The organism is Wolbachia endosymbiont (group A) of Lasioglossum fulvicorne (assembly GCF_964028605.1).
Classification (GTDB): domain Bacteria; phylum Pseudomonadota; class Alphaproteobacteria; order Rickettsiales; family Anaplasmataceae; genus Wolbachia.
This window is the reverse complement of record NZ_OZ034798.1, coordinates 639,670-658,471: the sequence shown is the minus strand read 5'-3', so window position 1 is coordinate 658,471 and position 18,802 is coordinate 639,670. Positions and strand designations below refer to the sequence as shown.

Annotated in this window: 14 protein-coding genes and 2 pseudogenes; 12 read left to right on the top strand and 4 right to left on the bottom strand. The window is 36.7% G+C overall.

Annotation, left to right across the window (positions count from 1 at the left end; genetic code table 11):
• The first annotated feature begins 51 nt into the window (after nucleotides 1–51).
• Together ABWU71_RS03545 and guaA are read left to right on the top strand one after the other, a co-directional pair.
• Nucleotides 52–1,836 carry a ribonucleoside-diphosphate reductase subunit alpha gene (locus ABWU71_RS03545; protein WP_353284805.1) on the top strand — a complete coding sequence of 595 codons (1,785 nt, stop codon included), beginning with the start codon at nucleotides 52–54 and terminating at the stop codon, nucleotides 1,834–1,836.
• A gap of 1,011 nt (nucleotides 1,837–2,847) precedes the next feature.
• Nucleotides 2,848–4,410, top strand: coding sequence for a glutamine-hydrolyzing GMP synthase (gene guaA / locus ABWU71_RS03535; protein WP_353284804.1), 1,563 nt, complete (start codon nucleotides 2,848–2,850; stop codon nucleotides 4,408–4,410).
• Nucleotides 4,411–4,635: 225 nt separating this feature from the next.
• Here guaA and ABWU71_RS03530 read toward each other — a convergent pair.
• A protein-coding gene (locus tag ABWU71_RS03530; RefSeq protein ID WP_353284803.1) for an IS630 family transposase occupies nucleotides 4,636–5,495 on the bottom strand; the annotation gives its coding sequence in 2 pieces (ribosomal slippage) (nucleotides 4,636–5,171 and nucleotides 5,171–5,495; 861 coding nt in all).
• A gap of 299 nt (nucleotides 5,496–5,794) precedes the next feature.
• Here ABWU71_RS03530 and ABWU71_RS03520 point away from each other — a divergent pair.
• Nucleotides 5,795–6,587 (top strand): IS5 family transposase gene (locus ABWU71_RS03520; protein ID WP_353284116.1). Its coding sequence is split into 2 segments (ribosomal slippage): nucleotides 5,795–6,058 and nucleotides 6,060–6,587, totalling 792 coding nucleotides; the frame shifts between segments, so codons are not numbered across the junction.
• 73 nt (nucleotides 6,588–6,660) lie between these two features.
• A protein-coding gene (locus ABWU71_RS03515; RefSeq protein WP_265023453.1) for an IS5 family transposase occupies nucleotides 6,661–7,453 on the top strand; the annotation gives its coding sequence in 2 pieces (ribosomal slippage) (nucleotides 6,661–6,924 and nucleotides 6,926–7,453; 792 coding nt in all).
• Here the strand turns inward: ABWU71_RS03515 and ABWU71_RS03510 are convergent.
• Complete coding sequence (locus tag ABWU71_RS03510; RefSeq protein ID WP_353284802.1) at nucleotides 7,448–8,128, bottom strand: TerC family protein; 681 nt, start codon at nucleotides 8,126–8,128, stop codon at nucleotides 7,448–7,450. The two genes, ABWU71_RS03515 and ABWU71_RS03510, sit on opposite strands and share 6 nt — an antisense overlap.
• 397 nt (nucleotides 8,129–8,525) lie before the next feature.
• On the opposite strand from ABWU71_RS03510, the gene ABWU71_RS03505 reads away from it, so the two are divergent.
• The 3 genes from ABWU71_RS03505 (at nucleotide 8,526) to mutS (ending at nucleotide 12,599) form a co-directional block, all read left to right on the top strand.
• Nucleotides 8,526–8,708, top strand: coding sequence for a hypothetical protein (locus ABWU71_RS03505; RefSeq protein ID WP_353284801.1), 183 nt, complete (start codon nucleotides 8,526–8,528; stop codon nucleotides 8,706–8,708).
• A gap of 188 nt (nucleotides 8,709–8,896) precedes the next feature.
• A complete protein-coding gene (locus ABWU71_RS03500) occupies nucleotides 8,897–9,706 on the top strand; it encodes an ankyrin repeat domain-containing protein (protein ID WP_353284800.1) in 810 nt (269 codons plus the stop codon).
• 397 nt (nucleotides 9,707–10,103) lie between these two features.
• Nucleotides 10,104–12,599 carry a DNA mismatch repair protein MutS gene (gene mutS / locus ABWU71_RS03495; RefSeq protein ID WP_353284799.1) on the top strand — a complete coding sequence of 832 codons (2,496 nt, stop codon included), beginning with the start codon at nucleotides 10,104–10,106 and terminating at the stop codon, nucleotides 12,597–12,599.
• Between the two features lie 607 nt (nucleotides 12,600–13,206).
• Here mutS and ABWU71_RS03490 read toward each other — a convergent pair.
• Complete coding sequence (locus ABWU71_RS03490; RefSeq protein ID WP_353284798.1) at nucleotides 13,207–13,347, bottom strand: hypothetical protein; 141 nt, start codon at nucleotides 13,345–13,347, stop codon at nucleotides 13,207–13,209.
• A 49-nt stretch (nucleotides 13,348–13,396) separates the two neighbouring features.
• Here ABWU71_RS03490 and ABWU71_RS03485 point away from each other — a divergent pair.
• The 4 genes and pseudogenes from ABWU71_RS03485 to ABWU71_RS03470 all read left to right on the top strand — a co-directional run.
• Nucleotides 13,397–13,779 (top strand): annotated as a pseudogene (locus ABWU71_RS03485) (IS630 transposase-related protein); the annotation flags it as partial.
• A gap of 59 nt (nucleotides 13,780–13,838) precedes the next feature.
• Nucleotides 13,839–14,631 (top strand): IS5 family transposase gene (locus ABWU71_RS03480; RefSeq protein ID WP_353284447.1). Its coding sequence is split into 2 segments (ribosomal slippage): nucleotides 13,839–14,102 and nucleotides 14,104–14,631, totalling 792 coding nucleotides; the frame shifts between segments, so codons are not numbered across the junction.
• A 5-nt stretch (nucleotides 14,632–14,636) separates the two neighbouring features.
• Nucleotides 14,637–15,122 (top strand): annotated as a pseudogene (locus tag ABWU71_RS03475) (IS630 family transposase); the annotation flags it as partial.
• A gap of 328 nt (nucleotides 15,123–15,450) precedes the next feature.
• Nucleotides 15,451–16,629, top strand: a complete 1,179-nt coding sequence (locus ABWU71_RS03470) for a ribonuclease D (protein WP_353284888.1) — start codon at nucleotides 15,451–15,453, stop codon at nucleotides 16,627–16,629.
• A gap of 340 nt (nucleotides 16,630–16,969) precedes the next feature.
• On the opposite strand, the gene coaE is transcribed toward ABWU71_RS03470, so the two are convergent.
• Complete coding sequence (coaE, locus tag ABWU71_RS03460) at nucleotides 16,970–17,557, bottom strand: dephospho-CoA kinase (protein ID WP_353284797.1); 588 nt, start codon at nucleotides 17,555–17,557, stop codon at nucleotides 16,970–16,972.
• A 162-nt stretch (nucleotides 17,558–17,719) separates the two neighbouring features.
• Between coaE and ABWU71_RS03455 the strand changes: the two genes are divergently transcribed.
• A protein-coding gene (locus ABWU71_RS03455) for an IS630 family transposase (protein WP_353284076.1) occupies nucleotides 17,720–18,579 on the top strand; the annotation gives its coding sequence in 2 pieces (ribosomal slippage) (nucleotides 17,720–18,044 and nucleotides 18,044–18,579; 861 coding nt in all).
• Nucleotides 18,580–18,802: the final 223 nt, after the last annotated feature.

Sequence of the window (18,802 nt, the reverse complement as noted above, 5' to 3'; positions counted from 1 at the left end):
TCAAAATGACTTTTAAGTACCTATATATAATAAAAGAATAAAAGGAACTTTATGAATAACATTACCATTAATTACGCAAAGGACAGCAAATTAACCGACTTTGGAAAAGCAGTTCTATCAGACAGGTATTTAATAGAAAATGAAAGTTATCAAGACCTCTTTGCACGTATTGCTAATTACTATTCTGATAATAAAGAACATGCGCAGCGTCTTTATGACTACATGAGCAACTTGTGGTTCATGCCTTCAACACCAATACTCAGCAATGGTGGCACTAAGAGAGGGTTACCTATCTCTTGCTTTCTTAATGAAACCGAAGACAGCTTGCAGGGAATAGTTGATCTATGGAATGAAAATGTTTGGCTTGCTGCACGTGGTGGTGGAATAGGTAGTTATTGGGGAAATTTACGCTCAATAGGCGAAAGCGTAAAGGGTAGCGGCAAAACATCAGGAATTGTTCCATTTATTGTGGTGCAAAATGCTCTAACGCTTGCAATTAGTCAGGGATCCTTAAGGCGAGGAAGTTCAGCAGTCTATCTTCCTGTATCTCATCCGGAGATAGAAGAGTTTCTGGATTTGCGCAAGCCAACAGGCGGTGACCCAAATCGCAAAGCGTTAAATATACATCATGCTGTAATAGTAACAGATAAATTTATGCAGGCTGTTGAGAATGATCAAGAATGGAATTTAATAAGCCCTCACAACAATAAGGTTATTTCAACTGTAAAAGCGCGGGATATATGGATCAAGATATTAACAGCAAGAGTTGAAACTGGAGAACCTTACATTATTTTCCTTGATGTAACAAATAACAATAAGCCAGAATCTTACAAAAAGCTCAACTTAGACATCAAGATGTCAAATCTATGCAGTGAAATAACTTTAACCACAGGTTATGATCACCTGAATAAGTCACGCACTGCTGTGTGTTGTCTATCATCCGTAAACCTTGAGTACTACGAAGAATGGAAAGACAATAAACTCTTCATAGAAGATATAATGCGCTTTCTTGATAATGTATTGGAAGATTTCATAAATAAAGCACCGAATGAAATGCAGCGAGCAAAATATTCTGCAATAAGAGAACGCAGTATTGGTCTTGGTGTGATGGGCTTTCATTCATTTTTACAAAGCAAAATGGTTCCTTTTGAATCAGTAACAGCACAACAATGGAATAAAAAAATATTTAAGTATTTACGCGAGCAAGCAGATATAGTTTCTAAAAAATTAGCAGGAGAAAAGGGGGCATGTCCTGATGCCAAAGAAGTTGATCTAATGGAAAGGTTTACACACAAACTCGCTATTGCTCCTACTGCCTCGATCTCCATTATTGCAGGTAATACCTCTCCTGGAATAGAACCATATGCAGCAAACGTATTCATACAAAAGACACTTACAGGCTCATTTGTAGTGCGAAATAAATTCTTGCAAAAACTATTAGCAGAAAAAAATCAAGACAATGATAAAATATGGTCTTCAATTTCAACAAACGAGGGTTCCGTTCAGCATTTAGATTTTCTTAGTGAGCATGAAAAATTGACATTTAAAACAGCGTACGAGCTTGACCAAAGATGGATTATAGAACATGCAAGTGATAGAACTTCGTACATTTGTCAATCTCAATCAGTAAATCTGTTCTTACCTGCCAACGTACATAAACGTTACTTGCACAAAATACACATGCTTGCTTGGAAAAAAGGATTGAAGAGCTTATATTACTGCAGATCACAATCAATGCAGAGAGCCGATAAGGTCTCGCATGACATATTCAAAAAAAGTGAAATATTGCAACAAAAAACAGATATTGACTACGATGAATGTCTGTCATGCCAATAGCGGCCTTACTCAGAAAAAGTAGAGAGAAAGTTAAGCGAATGGGTAAATAGACTTCTTGCATAACCATATAACGCACTTTTATTGGGAATAGAAACGAAAAAACTTGCTTGACACCCTCCGCCAGCCCCCTTATCATGACAGTGAAGCTATTTCATTTAACTTCGCAATCTGTGCAGATTAAAACGACAAGAAAACTTGTATTTGGCGTACTATGCTTAAATTTTTGCACTATGTGTACCTTATGTCTTTATCAAATTTCTAGGTTTTTACCTATATAAGCTGAAACGCGCTTATAAAGCGTTCAAGACATCACCCAACGTCAAATTTTAAAATAGAGAGTGAATAACTAGCTACTGCGGGTTTTCTATGCCTTTTTTTTCTGCCTGGTAAATTTCTTAAATATTAAAGCTAAGGTTAGTTGCATTTAAAAGCAGCTAAATTGCAGCGTTTAAGACTTAAAAACGCCAATACTGAAAATAGACAATGACTAGGGCTTCTTTTGCCTTTTTTTTCGTTTGGTAAATTTCTTAATGTTTGTGGCTAAAGCAATTTAAGAGACCGAAAATGGTGTCATTCCAGTGCTCCTGTGATGTCATTCCAGTGCTCCTTTTTTTGTCATCCCAGTGCGTGACACTGGAATCCAGTTTTCCATATAATCTCATCGAAAATGTTGTAACCACTTTCTGTGCTAGTTTGCTTGCTTACAAGCAAACTTTCCTGGATCCCAGTGTCAAGCACTGGGATGACACCATTCTTTTTCCTGGATCCCAGTGTCAGCTACTTGGATGACATCATTTTTTTCCTGGATCCAAGTAGTCTGGGCACTGGGATGACAGCTAGCCTGACAATCGTCATCCCGCTACTAGTTAGCGCCACGGCGGTATGGTGTAGGAAAATTAGCTATATAGCTAACTTGCACCACACGTTAAAGCTTTTAAAGAGGTCTTGGTTTACTTACTCCATTATTTTCTTTATTATCAGATATCATTTTAAATAATATGGAGGAGCAAATTGTCAGCAATTGCCATTATTGATTTTGGTTCACAGTTTACACAGCTTATCGCAAGACAAGTAAGAGGAATGGGCGTTTATTGTGAGATATTTCCAAGCAACATCAGTTTTGAAACAATATCAAAATTCAATGGGTTTATTCTCTCTGGAGGACCACAATCTGTAAATGATAATTGTTCTGAAACAAGTAGAGTAGTACATGAAATTATAAAACTTAATGAAGCAACAAACGTTCCTATACTTGGAATATGCTATGGACAGCAACTCATTTGTCATTATTTTGGAGCAAAAGTAAAAGAGAGTTTTAAACAGGAGTTTGGCAGAACTAAAATCAAGATACTAAAAGAATCCCCCATTATAAAGGATACCTGGGATGTTAATTCTGAAGTGGATGTATTAATGAACCATGCGGACAGTGTTGATACTATACCACAGGGATTTACTGTTATCGCATCAGGTGTGATAAATCAAACAATTGCAATGATTGTCAACGAACAGCGGAAGATTTACTGTACTCAGTTCCATCCTGAAGTTAAGCCTACAACAAATGGCAGTAAATTGCTCTCTAACTTCTTGGATATTGCAAATTGCGAAAGAGACTGGACAATGAAGTCGTTTATTGAAAAACAGAAGGAAGAAATCAAAAATGTAGTAGGAGAGAAAAAAGTAATCGCTGCAGTAAGTGGTGGGGTTGATTCAAGTGTTGCAGCGGCTCTCACACATAAAGCTATAGGAAAACAATTGAACTGTATTTTTATCGATACTGGGTTGTTACGCAAGAACCAGACCATTGCTATGTTGAAAGAGATTCCGATAAACTACGTTGATAAATCAAATTTATTTTTGAGTAGGTTGAAGGGAATAACTGATCCAGAAGAAAAGCGAAAAATCATCGGTAACGCTTTCATTGAAGTGTTTGAAGAAGAAGCAAAAAAAATAGGTGATGTAGATTTTTTGATGCAAGGTACCATTTACTCTGATGTAGTTGAGTCAGGGCATGCCTCAGACAACACTAGTACAATTAAGTCTCACCATAATGTTGGTGGGTTACCAGAAAAGATGAACCTGAAGCTAGTGGAGCCTTTACGTTACCTCTTTAAAGATGAGGTAAGGCTACTTGGAAAGGAAATTGGGCTTTCAGATGAGATAATATTTCAACATCCATTTCCAGGACCCGGACTTGCAGTGAGGATTATAAGTGAGGTCGATGAAGAAAAGGTGCAAATATTGCAAGAAGTAGATGAAATATATATTAATACGATGAAAAATTACAATCTATATGATAAGATATGGCAAGCTTTTGCTGTATTATTACCAATAAAAACTGTAGGCGTCATGGGAGATGGTCGTACATACGGATATGTTTGTGCTTTAAGGGCTGTAACATCGTCTGATGGTATGACAGCTGATGCATTTCCATTTGAAAATAAGGATCAACACTTGCTAGTATTTTGGGATTTTTTACAGAATGTTGGCAGTATAATTGTTAATAATGTTCCCGGAGTAAATAGAGTTGTATACGATATAACTTCCAAACCACCCGCAACCATCGAGTGGGAGTAATCATGAGCCAGCATCACGCGCATAACTGTACACACATTGCAATTTGCAGGAGGGTGTCATGAAAGTAGCTGACACTGGTTCCTTTATGACGGTGTCATCCCAGTGCCCAGACACTGGGATCCAGCTTTCTTTATAAATTCACCAAAAGTGCTTCATTCTATAACGCAAAACCCATACTCACCAAACCCAATGTATTATAGCATTTCTCATAATAGTCCGAACAGGTCATAGGAAGGCAGAATCAACAGCACGACGAAAGGATTCGAATAGAGGAATGTTTTTCCTAGCTCTGTTTTTTATAGCAAACCAATGATGCTCAATTTTGTTGAAATCTGGAGAATACGGCGGCAGATACAAAATTTCTGCACCAACTCCTCTAGCAAGCTCGATAATCTTACCAGACTTATGAAAAGTAGCATTGTCAAGAATGACAGTCTGTCCAGGTTCCAAGATCGGTGTCAAAAATTGCTCAAACCATCCATTAAAAACATCCATATTACAGTGGCCTTCAAAGGTTAATGGAGCAACTATCTTTCTTCTACTTAAGGCTGCAACCATACTGATTCGTTGAGTTTTCTTTCCAGATTTTAGGCCATAAAACCGCTGTCCTTTCTGGCAATACCCATATGGATAGTCCTCTGTGTTATCAATGCCAGACTCATCTATATAAACTAAGTTTTCTGGTTCTTTTGTTGCTATAATTTTTAAGAATTCAGCACGTTTTTCTTCGTTTCTTTCCTTGTATCCATATGTCTTTTTTTGCGCGTAAATCCAATTTTTCTGAGAGCTCGGTGGATCGTTTGGATACTAACGTTGCCCCAAAGTTTAGCCATTTCCGACAGAGTCTTTTCTCCGTTTTCTCTGGCAAATTTAGCAAAGGCATCCCAGTCGGTGATTTTGTGATTGTAACCTCCATTTCCAAGTTTTTTTGATTGAAAGTCTCCTGTTTCTTTTCTTCTTTGCTGCCACTCCCATAAAGTAGTTCGTCCAATTTTAAATCTTGCTGCCACTGTTTCTCTGCTTCCTCCCTCCTCTAGCGCTTCCATTGCTTTTTTCCTTAAGTCATAACTATATGCTGCTGGCACTCAACCTCCTTATCATCGTCTATCCTTATCTTATCACATCCGGACTTCTATGAAAAGAGCTACACTTGCAATTAAGTTTCCTGGATCCCAGTGTCTGGGCACTGGGATGACAGGCTAGCCTGACAACCGTCGTCCCGCTACGTGTTAGCGACTGAGATACTGCGGCGGTATGACGCATAGGAAAATCTTGCTTGAGTGAGGCTATATCTACACACTACATTTTCTTTATTTTGCTTAGAACCTGTACATGATCTCAAGAAAGGAATAAACTAAGAGATAATATATATAAGTTAGGATATATGAGGAGTTTATACCCAAGTGATATAAGTCGGGAAAGATTTGAGATTATGTTACCAGATCTAGAGTCCTGTAGAAAAAAAACAAAACCAAGGAAACTTGATTTGTATGATGTATTTTGTGGAGTGTTATACGTTCTGAAAAGCGGTTGTCAGTGGAGAATGCTACCAAAAGAGTTTCCAAAATGGCGCAATTGTTACGACTATTTTAAGAAGTGGAGTGAAAAACCAGATGCAGATAAAGAAAGTGTTCTGGAGCTGGTGTTAAAAAAAAATAGTTGGCGTGGTCCGACAAAACAATGGTCGGAAAGAAAAAACCAGCTTCTACATAATTGATGCACAGAGTGTAAAAAATGCAGATACTGCTGAAGAAAAAGGCTATGATGCAGGCAAAAAGATTTCAGGAATAAAACGCCATATTGCAGTAGATACGCAAGGTTTGCCCCATGCAATTTATATAACAACAGCAGAGATAACTGACCGTAGCAGTGCTGTGAGAATGGTCGAAAATGCAAAAGAAAACCTCTCGGGAGTTAAAAATGTACTGGTTGATGCAGGCTATAATGGAGAGAATTTTGCAACTCAAATAAAAACGATTATTGGTGCAACCGTTGAAGTGATAAAAAGAAATGAATTACATTCCTTTGTTGTATTGCCCAAAAGATGGGTTGTGGAGCGATCTTTTGCTTGGTTAGAAAAATGTAGAAGATTGTGGAAAAATTGTGAGCGAAAACTCAATACTAGCCTACAAATGGTCGTTCTGGCTTTCACTGCCTTACTTCTGAAAAGATTATGAACAGGCTCTTAGAACCTGTACATGATCTCAAGAAAGGAATAAACTAAGAGATAATATATATAAGTTAGGATATATGAGGAGTTTATACCCAAGTGATATAAGTCGGGAAAGATTTGAGATTATGTTACCAGATCTAGAGTCCTGTAGAAAAAAAACAAAACCAAGGAAACTTGATTTGTATGATGTATTTTGTGGAGTGTTATACGTTCTGAAAAGCGGTTGTCAGTGGAGAATGCTACCAAAAGAGTTTCCAAAATGGCGCAATTGTTACGACTATTTTAAGAAGTGGAGTGAAAAACCAGATGCAGATAAAGAAAGTGTTCTGGAGCTGGTGTTAAAAAAAAATAGTTGGCGTGGTCCGACAAAACAATGGTCGGAAAGAAAAAACCAGCTTCTGCATAATTGATGCACAGAGTGTAAAAAATGCAGATACTGCTGAAGAAAAAGGCTATGATGCAGGCAAAAAGATTTCAGGAATAAAACGCCATATTGCAGTAGATACGCAAGGTTTGCCCCATGCAATTTATATAACAACAGCAGAGATAACTGACCGTAGCAGTGCTGTGAGAATGGTCGAAAATGCAAAAGAAAACCTCTCGGGAGTTAAAAATGTACTGGTTGATGCAGGCTATACTGGAGAGAATTTTGCAACTCAAATAAAAACGATTATTGGTGCAACCGTTGAAGTGATAAAAAGAAATGAATTACATTCCTTTGTTGTATTGCCCAAAAGATGGGTTGTGGAGCGATCTTTTGCTTGGTTAGAAAAATGTAGAAGATTGTGGAAAAATTGTGAGCGAAAACTTAATACTAGCCTACAAATGGTCGTTCTGGCTTTCACTGCCTTACTTCTGAAAAGATTATGAACAGGCTCTTATAACTTCTACAAGCAGTGCAAACATAAATGAAGAATACAAATATCCTTTTGGTAATTCTATATGAAATCCATGAAGTATGAGGTACACACCGACAAGTAAAATAAATAAAATGGCGATTATTTTTAAGCCTGGGTTAGATTTGATTAACTGGGCGGTATAACTTGATAAAAACAGCATTGCTAGCATGAAAAATGTAAATGCTGTAGCAATTATTAGCATGTTATAAGTTAATGCTATAGCAGTTAATATCGAATCAACCGAAAAAACTAAATCTATTAGTATAATTTGTAGCACAACTAAAAAAAATTTTGATTTAACGTTTGCCTTCTTTTTATTTTTCATACATACAAAGATGTCATCCCATAACTCTATAGAGCTTTTAACAATAAGGAATAATCCCCCTGCGATCATAAGTAAATCCCTTGCTGAAATATTTAGCGATGCAGTGTGAAATATGGGTTTTTGCATTGACAATATAGATGATGTAAAAAATAGTATTACAAAACGCATTAATAGTGCTAATCCAAGGCCCATAAGGCGCACTCTTTCTCTCAGCGCATTTGGTACCTTATCTATTGCTAGAGAAATAAAGATTAAATTGTCTACACTAAGTATAATTTCAAGTAGTGTAAGTGTCAGTAAAGTCCAAGCATCAGTTAGCATTTTTGTTTCAAATTCGGCTCTTCTTACTCTACAATAGATGTGTAAAAATTAAGTGACTTCACTCAGAAGTTTTATAGCAGTTCTCCAGAAAAACAGGATATATAAAGTTCAGCAGCTTCTTCTATTTTCGTTTTTGAGCAAAATCAATAATAAGAGAATTTCTTATTTTCATGCACGCAAACAAGATAAAGCCTTATTTTCATTTTTGACTTTATTTGAAAATAATATATACTATAAAAATAGTGTGCTAGGTTGAATGAATGTATATTAAAGGATCACCATCAGGTAAAGTATTCGCTGGTTATCAGGCATTTATACCAAGCCCCTTGCCACCAAAATTTGAATGGGACAATGACTTAGTTAATAGTCTTTAAACCCTTACTTTACTATAAGGAAAGTGGTTGAAAACTTAGGTGTCGTATTTACAACAACCCAAAGAGCAATCGTAAAGCTTGAAGATTTAGGCATCGTTTCACAAACTTCTCAAGGGAAGAGAGATCGGGTTTATTGTGCAACTGATATTTTGAATATTCTAGAAGAACCAACTAAGATTACAGAGAACTTCGATAGCACATTGTAGCTATTGTGATGAATAAATTCAGCAAACAGCAAGCTTAAAGAGTCTGATCCGATGGACATGCTGAACCAAAAGTAAGGAGCTCCTTTTGGAGGATTATATTAACTTATTAATTAATTGCTTGACTTTTAGCAGGATTTATTATATTATTTATTAATGAGTAATGCAATCAAACCAAGGAGGATAGCATGATGAATAATTTGGATTCAATAATTCTTGGAATAAAAGATGGTGAAAAGGCGATTGAAGATTTAAGGGTTGTTCTTAAAAAAAGAAAAGAAGAAGTTATCACTACACAGACATTTAATTACGCTTTACAATGCCCACAAACTACAAAGGAAGCGATAGTACACGAAATTCTGCTTCATTTTGTACAAAATTCTGGCGAGCAATCACTAGAACAAGTAATACAATGCTTAGATAAAGCAATACAATCTAGGATATATGCAAAAAACAACCCAATAAGAAATCTAGATGAAGAATTTCGTACTCATATAAACTTTAAAGATGAAAAGGGAAATACATTACTACATCATGCAGTTATAGGTAATAAAACTGAAGAAATAACCACCCTTCTTGTTACATATAGTGCAAATCCTTTGATACAAAATGCGGATAATAAAATTCCTTTAGATTTATCTCAAGGAGAAACAAAAAAAGTGCTTATTAAAAGTATGAAAAAACAAGCTCATACGAAAAAAGAAAGCGCTATGATAGGCAGTTTAGTGCCTGGCATGATAATTGGTGGTTTTCTTAGTGTTGTACTTGGAGCTGGTGTGTGTGTTGCAGTAAGTCTTTCTGGTGGTATGATACTAGGTGTAATGATAGCATCTGTTCTTGTTGCTAGTATAGCTGTTGGGCTGGCCATGTATTTTTTGAGTCAAGACTATGAACAGGCTAAAGCGATAGAAAAAACTATTAGCACTGTTAGCTCTGAAATATCTGTTGATGATACAACTGCTGCAAATGGTAAAAAGGGGCCACAACCTACATATAGCTGACCCAAGTATATATACCGCGATTCATTCTACAACTGTATGAACATTGTCTAGCAGGAGGGTGTCATCCCAGTGCTTGACACTGGGATCCAGAAAAGTTTGCTTGTTTACAAGCAAACTAGCATGGAAAGTAGCTGATCTTACACTAAATGAATGTTTTTGATGAGGTTGCATAGAAGCTGGATTCCAGCGTCACGCGCTGGAATGACAACTGTGTTTTTGCTTTTTTGTCATCAAATACTCCTACTCTTTATGTCATCCAAGTGTCCTGACTACTTGGATCCAAGAAATTTAATTGTTTTAAATTTTTCCCTCTATACACCTATTTAAAATTTATGTTATTCACATGTGCAATATAATCTATAATAACGTTTATCAATACAATATATTAAAAAATATTATGAGCTTCGTAAAAGAAAAAAACACCCCTGTGATGGAGCAGTATTTGAACCTGAAAGCTCAATACAAGGATCATCTGCTATTTTATAGGCTAGGAGATTTTTATGAATTGTTTTTCGATGACGCTATTAAAGCTGCGAAATTGCTGAATATAGTGCTCACTAAGAGAGGTAATTCGTGTGGGCAAGAAATACCAATGTGTGGAGTGCCAGCACACAGTAGTGAGTCTTACCTGCACAAGCTAATAGATTTAGGATTCAAAGTAGCAATCTGTGACCAATTAGAAACTGCTGATGAAGCAAAAAAGAGGGGCTATAAATCCATAGTAAAACGTGATGTAGTGCGAGTTGTAACTCCAGGTACAATTATAGAAGATTCACTACTGGAGGATAAAAGCAATAATTATCTCGCGTCTATAGTTGAACAAAATGACGAATATGCTATTAGTTGGCTTGAATTATCGACGGGAAAATTTTTTCACACTTTAACGAGTTTGAAAGCTCTAGATAGTGATTTATTGCGTATATCACCAAGAGAATTATTAATTTCTGAAAAATTCACTGAGGACGAAAAAATTAGATCGATTTTAAAAAATTATAAAATATCAATTACGCAACACGCACAGAGCTTTTTTGAGTATAGTAAATCTCACAGAACGTTATGCGAGTTTTATAAAATCAGGGAACTTGGGAGTATAGGAAATTTCAGCAAAGTAGAAATCATGGCGTGTGGTGCACTGCTTGAATATGTCAGAGTAACACAAAGGGGCTCCATTCCAAGGCTTGAATTCCCAAAAACCTATAAGCAACAAAATTTCATGCTTATTGATGCTTCAGCAAGGAGAAATCTTGAGTTGTTTTCAACTCAATTTGGTGAAAAGAAAGGTTCACTAATTTCAGTTATTGATCACACAGTAACAGCTTCTGGTGGACGCCTGCTCAAACAAATGCTCGCTTCACCCCTTGCTTGCTCTAAGGCAATTAATTTGAGGCTCAGCACCGCTCAATTTTTTGTAAATAATCATGAGCCACGCAGAAAAATACGAGAGATATTATCTAACATTCCAGATATTGAAAGGTCTTTATCGCGCTTAATACTAGGGCGTGGTTCACCAAAGGATATGAACCTATTAAAAATAGGCCTAGGAAAAACTTTAGAGTTGTCTGAGTTCTTATGTAAAATTGAATCAGGTGAAAATGGATCTCTCCCACAACAATATGTCATCCAAACTGAGATCCAGCCAGCGTCACGCGCTGGAATGACAGTAAAATCAGACGAGAGTGAACTAAGCACAATACATAAAAGCCTTGGCAATCATAAAGACCTATTTGAACTGTTAAATAGTGCTATACTTGATAATAACCTCAGTTCCGTGAAAGAAGGAGGGTTTATTCACTCAAAATACAACTCAGAATTATCTGAATTATCCTACATATTAAATAATAGTAATAAACTAATAACCAAACTCCGTGAATCTTATCGCGACCTAACTGGCATTGCTGCACTTAAAATATTACATAACAACATACTCGGTTATTACGTTGAAGTGTCGGCAAATCACAAAATAACTTCGGATATATTTATTCATAGGCAAAGCTTAGCAAATAGCATGCGCTACACTACTAATGAATTGAAAGAACTAGAAAATAAAATTCTTACGGCACGTGATGCTGCAATCGGCTTAGAAATGAAAATTTTTAGTGAACTGTGCAGTGAAGTCGCTAAAGAATCTGAAAAAATTGCTCTTGCTGCAAATGCTTTGGCAAAACTTGATATTAGAACCGCGTTTGCAGAGCTTGCAGTGCAAAATAATTACGTAAAACCCATCATTGATGACAGCAAAGAATTCAATATCTGTAGCGGAAGACATCCAGTGGTTGAAGTTAACGATAAATTCATTGCAAATAGCATCAATTTAGCTGGTATACATCTAATTACTGGTCCTAATATGGCTGGAAAAAGCACTTTCTTGAGGCAAAACGCTCTCATTGCAATTTTAGCTCACATGGGGTCATTTGTGCCAGCAGAGAGTGCGCATATTGGAGTGATTGACAAGATATTCAGCAGGGTTGGCGCAACGGATAATATAACAGCTGGTTATTCTACCTTCATGGTAGAGATGATCGAAACAGCAACGATAGTAAATCAGGCAACAGATCGTTCCTTGGTGATACTTGATGAAATTGGTAGGGGCACAGGGGTGTATGATGGATTATCTATTGCACAGGCGGTGATTGAACATATTCACAATGTAAATAAGTGCCGCGCCATTTTTGCAACTCATTATCATGAATTAACTAAAGTAAGCAAATACTTGAAGAACGTGAAATGTTTTTGTGTAAAAATAAGAGAGTGGAACGGAGAGGTTATCTTTCTACGTGAAGTAATTGAAGGCATTGCAGATGAGTCATATGGAATACATGTAGCAAAACTTGCTGGTTTTCCTGATTCTGTTTTAAATAGAGCAAGTGAAATATTTGAGGAATTAAAGGCTTGAATCATTATTATAAGTGAAGAATTACCTATACAATCGTGGTAGTAGCTATAGAAACGAAAAAAATTACTTTACAAACTCCGCCAGTCCCCTTATCATGAAACTGAAGCTATATTATTTAACTTCCCAATCTGTGCAGATTAAAACGACAAGAAGACTTGTATTCGGCGTACTATTGTTTAATTTTTGCACTATGTGCATACTATGTCTTTATAAAAATTTTGGGTTTTTACCCACATAAGCTGAAAAGCGCTTATAAAGCGTTTAAGACATCACCCAACGTCAAATTTTAAAATAGAGAGTGAATAACTAGCTACTGCGGGTTTTCTATGCCTTTTTTTTCTGCTTAGTAAATTTCTTAAACATTTGCAGCGTAAGTTAGTTGCAATTAAAAGCAGCTAAATTGCAGTGTTTAAGACTTAAAAAACGCCAATACTGAAAATAGACAATGAATAGGGCTTCGTGTGCCTTTTTTTCATTTGGTAAATTTCTTAATGTTTGTAGCTAACATGAACAAACATTTGAGAGTAACTTCCGCTAGTAGGGTGTCATCCCAGTGCTTGACACTGGGATCCAGCTTTCTTTATAAATTCACCAAAAGTGCTTCATTCTATAACGCAAAACCCATACTCACCAAACCTAATGTATTACTTGCAATTATAGCTCTTTTCATAGAAGTCCGGATGTGATAAGATAAGGATAGACGATGATAAGGAGGTTGAGTGCCAGCAGCATATATAGCTCTTTTCATAGAAGTCCGGATGTGATAAGATAAGGATAGACGATGATAAGGAGGTTGAGTGCCAGCAGCATATAGTTATGACTTAAGGAAAAAAGCAATGGAAGCGCTAGAGGAGGGAGGAAGCAGAGAAACAGTGGCAGCGAGATTTAAAATTGGACGAACTACTTTATGGGAGTGGCAGCAAAGAAGAAAAGAAACAGGAGACTTTCAATCAAAAAAACTTGGAAATGGAGGTTACAATCACAAAATTACCGACTGGGATGCCTTTGCTAAATTTGCCAGAGAAAACGGAGGAAAGACTCTGTCGGAAATGGCTAAACTTTGGGGCAACGTTAGTATCCAAACGATCCACCGAGCTCTCAGAAAAATTGGATTTACGCGCAAAAAAAGACATATGGATACAAGGAAAGAAACGAAGAAAAACGTGCTGAATTCTTAGAACCTGTACATGATCTCAAGAAAGGAATAAACTAAGAGATAATATATATAAGTTAGGATATATGAGGAGTTTATACCCAAGTGATATAAGTCGGGAAAGATTTGAGATTATGTTACCAGATCTAGAGTCCTGTAGGAAAAAAACAAAACCAAGAAAACTTGATTTGTATGATGTATTTTGTGGAGTGTTATACGTTCTGAAAAGCGGTTGTCAGTGGAGAATGCTACCAAAAGAGTTTCCAAAATGGCGCAATTGTTACGAATATTTTAAGAAGTGGAGTGAAAAACCAGATGCAGATAAAGAAAGTGTTCTGGAGCTGGTGTTAAAAAAAAATAGTTGGCGTGGTCCGACAAAACAATGGTCGGAAAGAAAAAACCAGCTTCTGCATAATTGATGCACAGAGTGTAAAAAATGCAGATACTGCTGAAGAAAAAGGCTATGATGCAGGCAAAAAGATTTCAGGAATAAAACGCCATATTGCAGTAGATACGCAAGGTTTGCCCCATGCAATTTATATAACAACAGCAGAGATAACTGACCGTAGCAGTGCTGTGAGAATGGTCGAAAATGCAAAAGAAAACCTCTCGGGAGTTAAAAATGTACTGGTTGATGCAGGCTATACTGGAGAGAATTTTGCAACTCAAATAAAAACGATTATTGGTGCAACCGTTGAAGTGATAAAAAGAAATGAATTACATTCCTTTGTTGTATTGCCCAAAAGATGGGTTGTGGAGCGATCTTTTGCTTGGTTAGAAAAATGTAGAAGATTGTGGAAAAATTGTGAGCGAAAACTCAATACTAGCCTACAAATGGTCGTTCTGGCTTTCACTGCCTTACTTCTGAAAAGATTATGAACAGGCTCTTAAAAATTATAGCAACAAAAGAACCAGAAAACTTAGTTTATATAGATGAGTCTGGCATTGATAACACAGAGGACTATCCATATGGGTATTGCCAGAAAGGACAGCGGTTTTATGGCCTAAAATCTGGAAAGAAAACTCAACGAATCAGTATGGTTGCAGCCTTAAGTAGAAGAAAGATAGTTGCTCCATTAACCTTTGAAGGCCACTGTAATATGGATGTTTTTAATGGATGGTTTGAGCAATTTTTGACACCGATCTTGGAACCTGGACAGACTGTCATTCTTGACAATGCTACTTTTCATAAGTCTGGTAAGATTATCGAGCTTGCTAGAGGAGTTGGTGCAGAAATTTTGTATCTGCCGCCGTATTCTCCAGATTTCAACAAAATTGAGCATCATTGGTTTGCTATAAAAAACAGAGCTAGGAAAAACATTCCTCTATTCGAATCCTTTCGTCGTGCTGTTGATTCTGCCTTCCTATGACCTGTTCGGACTATTATGAGAAATGCTATAAGTTTCCTGGATCCCAGTGTCTGGGCACTGGGATGACATCATAGGGGCGCTGGCCTGACAACCGTCATCCCGCTACTTATTAGCGGGATCTAGAGATACCGCGAATGAATCGCGGTATGACGGTTCGCGGCTGGATGACAAGAAAGGAGCAACAGGATGACAGGAGAAGGAAGCACTGGGATTGGAATGGAAAAGGCTATTTGTGTGATGCCAATGAGTGATAGAAAGTTCTGCAAGAAGTCATTAATTGCAAAAATTTAATATAAGTGGTAAAGTAGAACCACTGAATAAAAAACATATGTTAATTAATACAACGTCGGAGCTGGAGGACATATGTGAGGGGTTGATAGCAAAAAAGCCGAAATTTATAGCAGTTGACACGGAGTTCATTAGAAATAATTTAATCTACTACCCAAAATTATCGTTAATTCAAATTTCTTACGGAGAGAAGAGTTTTATTGTAGATGCATTAGTGCCAGAAATTGATTTATCATTCATTAAGAAAATAATGCTAAATCAGGGGATAACCAAAGTGTTTCATAGCTGCCGGCAGGATATAGAATCCTTACTCACTGTGTTTAAATGTATTCCCACTCCCATTTTTGATACCCAAGTTGCTGCTATGTTTTGTCATTATTATCATGACTTCATTGGTTACTCAAAAGTAGTGGAGCAATATCAAGGGATAGCACTGGATAAAATTAAAGCTAAAAATTCAGATTGGTTAAGGCGTCCGTTGTCCGAAGATCAGTTAGATTATGCAGTAAACGACGTGGTACACCTATATGACCTATACCAAATATTGTGCAATAAACTTGAAGAAAATAATAGGATGGGTTGGTTTCAAGAAGAGATGGACTCAATAGTTGATATGAATAAGTATTTACATAGTCCAAAAGATGCATGGAAGAGGATTAAATTTAATTATGAAGTAAATCCAAGATTGATACTAACTGTTAAAGCAGTTAGTGAGTGGCAAGAAACCTTAGCACAGCGCTATAATATGAACCGTAATAAAATAATCAATAATGCTGTAATAGCTGATTTTATTGAAAAAAATGTAGAGCATGTTGATGAGATTTTAGATGATCTCAAGAGGAATACAAAAAATATAAAAGATGCAGATTTACTAGAGTTTGTGAATATTTTTAATGAAAATGAGAGAAATTGGATGCAGCAAAACAACACCTTATCGAGTAATTATGATAAATCTGTACTTGATATACTCTCAATTATTTTAGATAGTAAATGTAAAGAAAGTAACATATCAAGGAAATTAGTTTCTTCAAAAGATGAGTTAACCGGGTCAATATCTGGACAGACAGATAAATTATTCAAGGGGTGGAGATATGATTTTTTTGGCAGGTCAGTTGAATCATTTTTGAACACAAGCTCAAAATTTGAGATTTCAGCAGTGAAATCCGCAAATAATACAACTAAAATTCAGAGTAATTTGGTGGAGAACAACTGTTGCTAAAGTAACTTAGATTTATCGACAATCGTCATTCTGCTGCTTGTTAGCGGCCAAGTGACGGTATGACAAGGGAGAACAGTTGCTACGTGTTAGCGGGATCTATGCTAAGAGATACCGCGAATGAATCACGGTATGACGGTTAAGTAGGGTGTCATCCCAGTGCCCAGACACTGGGATCCAGGAAAATTGATTGTAAAAGAGCAAACATTTTCGATAAAATTACCAAAAAGCTAGATCCCAGTGTCAAGCACTGGGATGACAGGGGAGGCTGCTGGGATGACAGCTACCCTGACAACCATCATTCCGCTGCTTGTTAGCGGCCAAGTGACGGTATGACGTAGAGCTACGTGTTTAGGTTTAATGAATCCACTATATCTTTTACTTGAGAAAAAACATACTCTTTGCTTAAACTGGTATCGATAATAAAGTCACTCATCTTCCTTTTCTCCTCAATAGATAACTGAACATTGAAGATTAAATTTAGCTTTTCTTTATCTATGTTGCGTTCGTTGAGTCTTTGAGCTTGCACAACACTATCTGCATGGACGAAAACAATAAGGTTGCAATATAAATAGAATTTTGTTTCTAATAGAAGCGGCACATCTAAAACTAAAAGTTTTCTATCGATCTTTTTTTCCTTAGCAATAAAAAATTCTAATTCACGCAGCACAGCAGAGTGAACCAAAGATTGAAATTGTTTCCAGTTTTCATCGTAGGCTAAGAAATATTTAGACAGTACTGTTCTATCTATTTCACCATTTGCCACCACTACAGGAAAATTTTTCTCTGCATAACTTATTATGCTTTTATCCACTTTATAAAGTTGGTGTACAACAGAATCAGCATCAAATACAGCAGCACCAAACTCTTGAAAGCAATTAGTTACAAAGCTCTTTCCTACCCCAATTCCGCCTGTTAGACCTATAATCATATATCAAAAAACATAGTTGATTAGACTTCTTTCGAAACTATAGCTAAGGTTTCTCTATATATATTAACTAGATTTTCTAGATCCCAGTGTCAAGCACATATAGCTCTTTTCATAGAAGTCCGGATGTGATAAGATAAGGATAGACGATGATAAGGAGGTTGAGTGCCAGCAGCATATAGTTATGACTTAAGGAAAAAAGCAATGGAAGCGCTAGAGGAGGGAGGAAGCAGAGAAACAGTGGCAGCAAGATTTAAAATTGGACGAACTACTTTATGGGAGTGGCAGCAAAGAAGAAAAGAAACAGGAGACTTTCAATCAAAAAAACTTGGAAATGGAGGTTACAATCACAAAATTACCGACTGGGATGCCTTTGCTAAATTTGCCAGAGAAAACGGAGGAAAGACTCTGTCGGAAATGGCTAAACTTTGGGGCAACGTTAGTATCCAAACGATCCACCGAGCTCTCAGAAAAATTGGATTTACGCGCAAAAAAAGACATATGGATACAAGGAAAGAAACGAAGAAAAACGTGCTGAATTCTTAAAAATTATAGCAACAAAAGAACCAGAAAACTTAGTTTATATAGATGAGTCTGGCATTGATAACACAGAGGACTATCCATATGGGTATTGCCAGAAAGGACAGCGGTTTTATGGCCTAAAATCTGGAAAGAAAACTCAACGAATCAGTATGGTTGCAGCCTTAAGTAGAAGAAAGATAGTTGCTCCATTAACCTTTGAAGGCCACTGTAATATGGATGTTTTTAATGGATGGTTTGAGCAATTTTTGACACCGATCTTGGAACCTGGACAGACTGTCATTCTTGACAATGCTACTTTTCATAAGTCTGGTAAGATTATCGAGCTTGCTAGAGGAGTTGGTGCAGAAATTTTGTATCTGCCGCCGTATTCTCCAGATTTCAACAAAATTGAGCATCATTGGTTTGCTATAAAAAACAGAGCTAGGAAAAACATTCCTCTATTCGAATCCTTTCGTCGTGCTGTTGATTCTGCCTTCCTATGACCTGTTCGGACTATTATGAGAAATGCTATAACTATACGAACATTGCAATTTGCAGGTGGTGTCATTCCAGTCTGGAATCCAGCTTTTATGTTGTATAGTGCACAATCAATTTTCCTGGATCCCAGTGTCTGGGCACTGGGATGACATCTTTTTTCTTGACTCTTATATCTCAATGTTCGTACAGTTATATGTCAGCTACTTGCATGACAAAAAGAGGCTACTT

What these genes read in the sequence shown, in the direction of transcription:
- ABWU71_RS03545 (WP_353284805.1), top strand. Translation starts at nt 52, where the DNA reads ATGAATAACATTACCATTAATTACGCAAAGGACAGCAAATTAACCGAC.
- ABWU71_RS03510 (WP_353284802.1), bottom strand. Translation starts at nt 8,128, where the DNA reads ATGCTAACTGATGCTTGGACTTTACTGACACTTACACTACTTGAAATT.
- ABWU71_RS03500 (WP_353284800.1), top strand. Translation starts at nt 8,897, where the DNA reads ATGAATAATTTGGATTCAATAATTCTTGGAATAAAAGATGGTGAAAAG.
- mutS (WP_353284799.1), top strand. Translation starts at nt 10,104, where the DNA reads ATGAGCTTCGTAAAAGAAAAAAACACCCCTGTGATGGAGCAGTATTTG.
- ABWU71_RS03490 (WP_353284798.1), bottom strand. Translation starts at nt 13,347, where the DNA reads ATGAAAAGAGCTATATATGCTGCTGGCACTCAACCTCCTTATCATCGT.
- ABWU71_RS03470 (WP_353284888.1), top strand. Translation starts at nt 15,451, where the DNA reads ATGTTAATTAATACAACGTCGGAGCTGGAGGACATATGTGAGGGGTTG.
- coaE (WP_353284797.1), bottom strand. Translation starts at nt 17,557, where the DNA reads ATGATTATAGGTCTAACAGGCGGAATTGGGGTAGGAAAGAGCTTTGTA.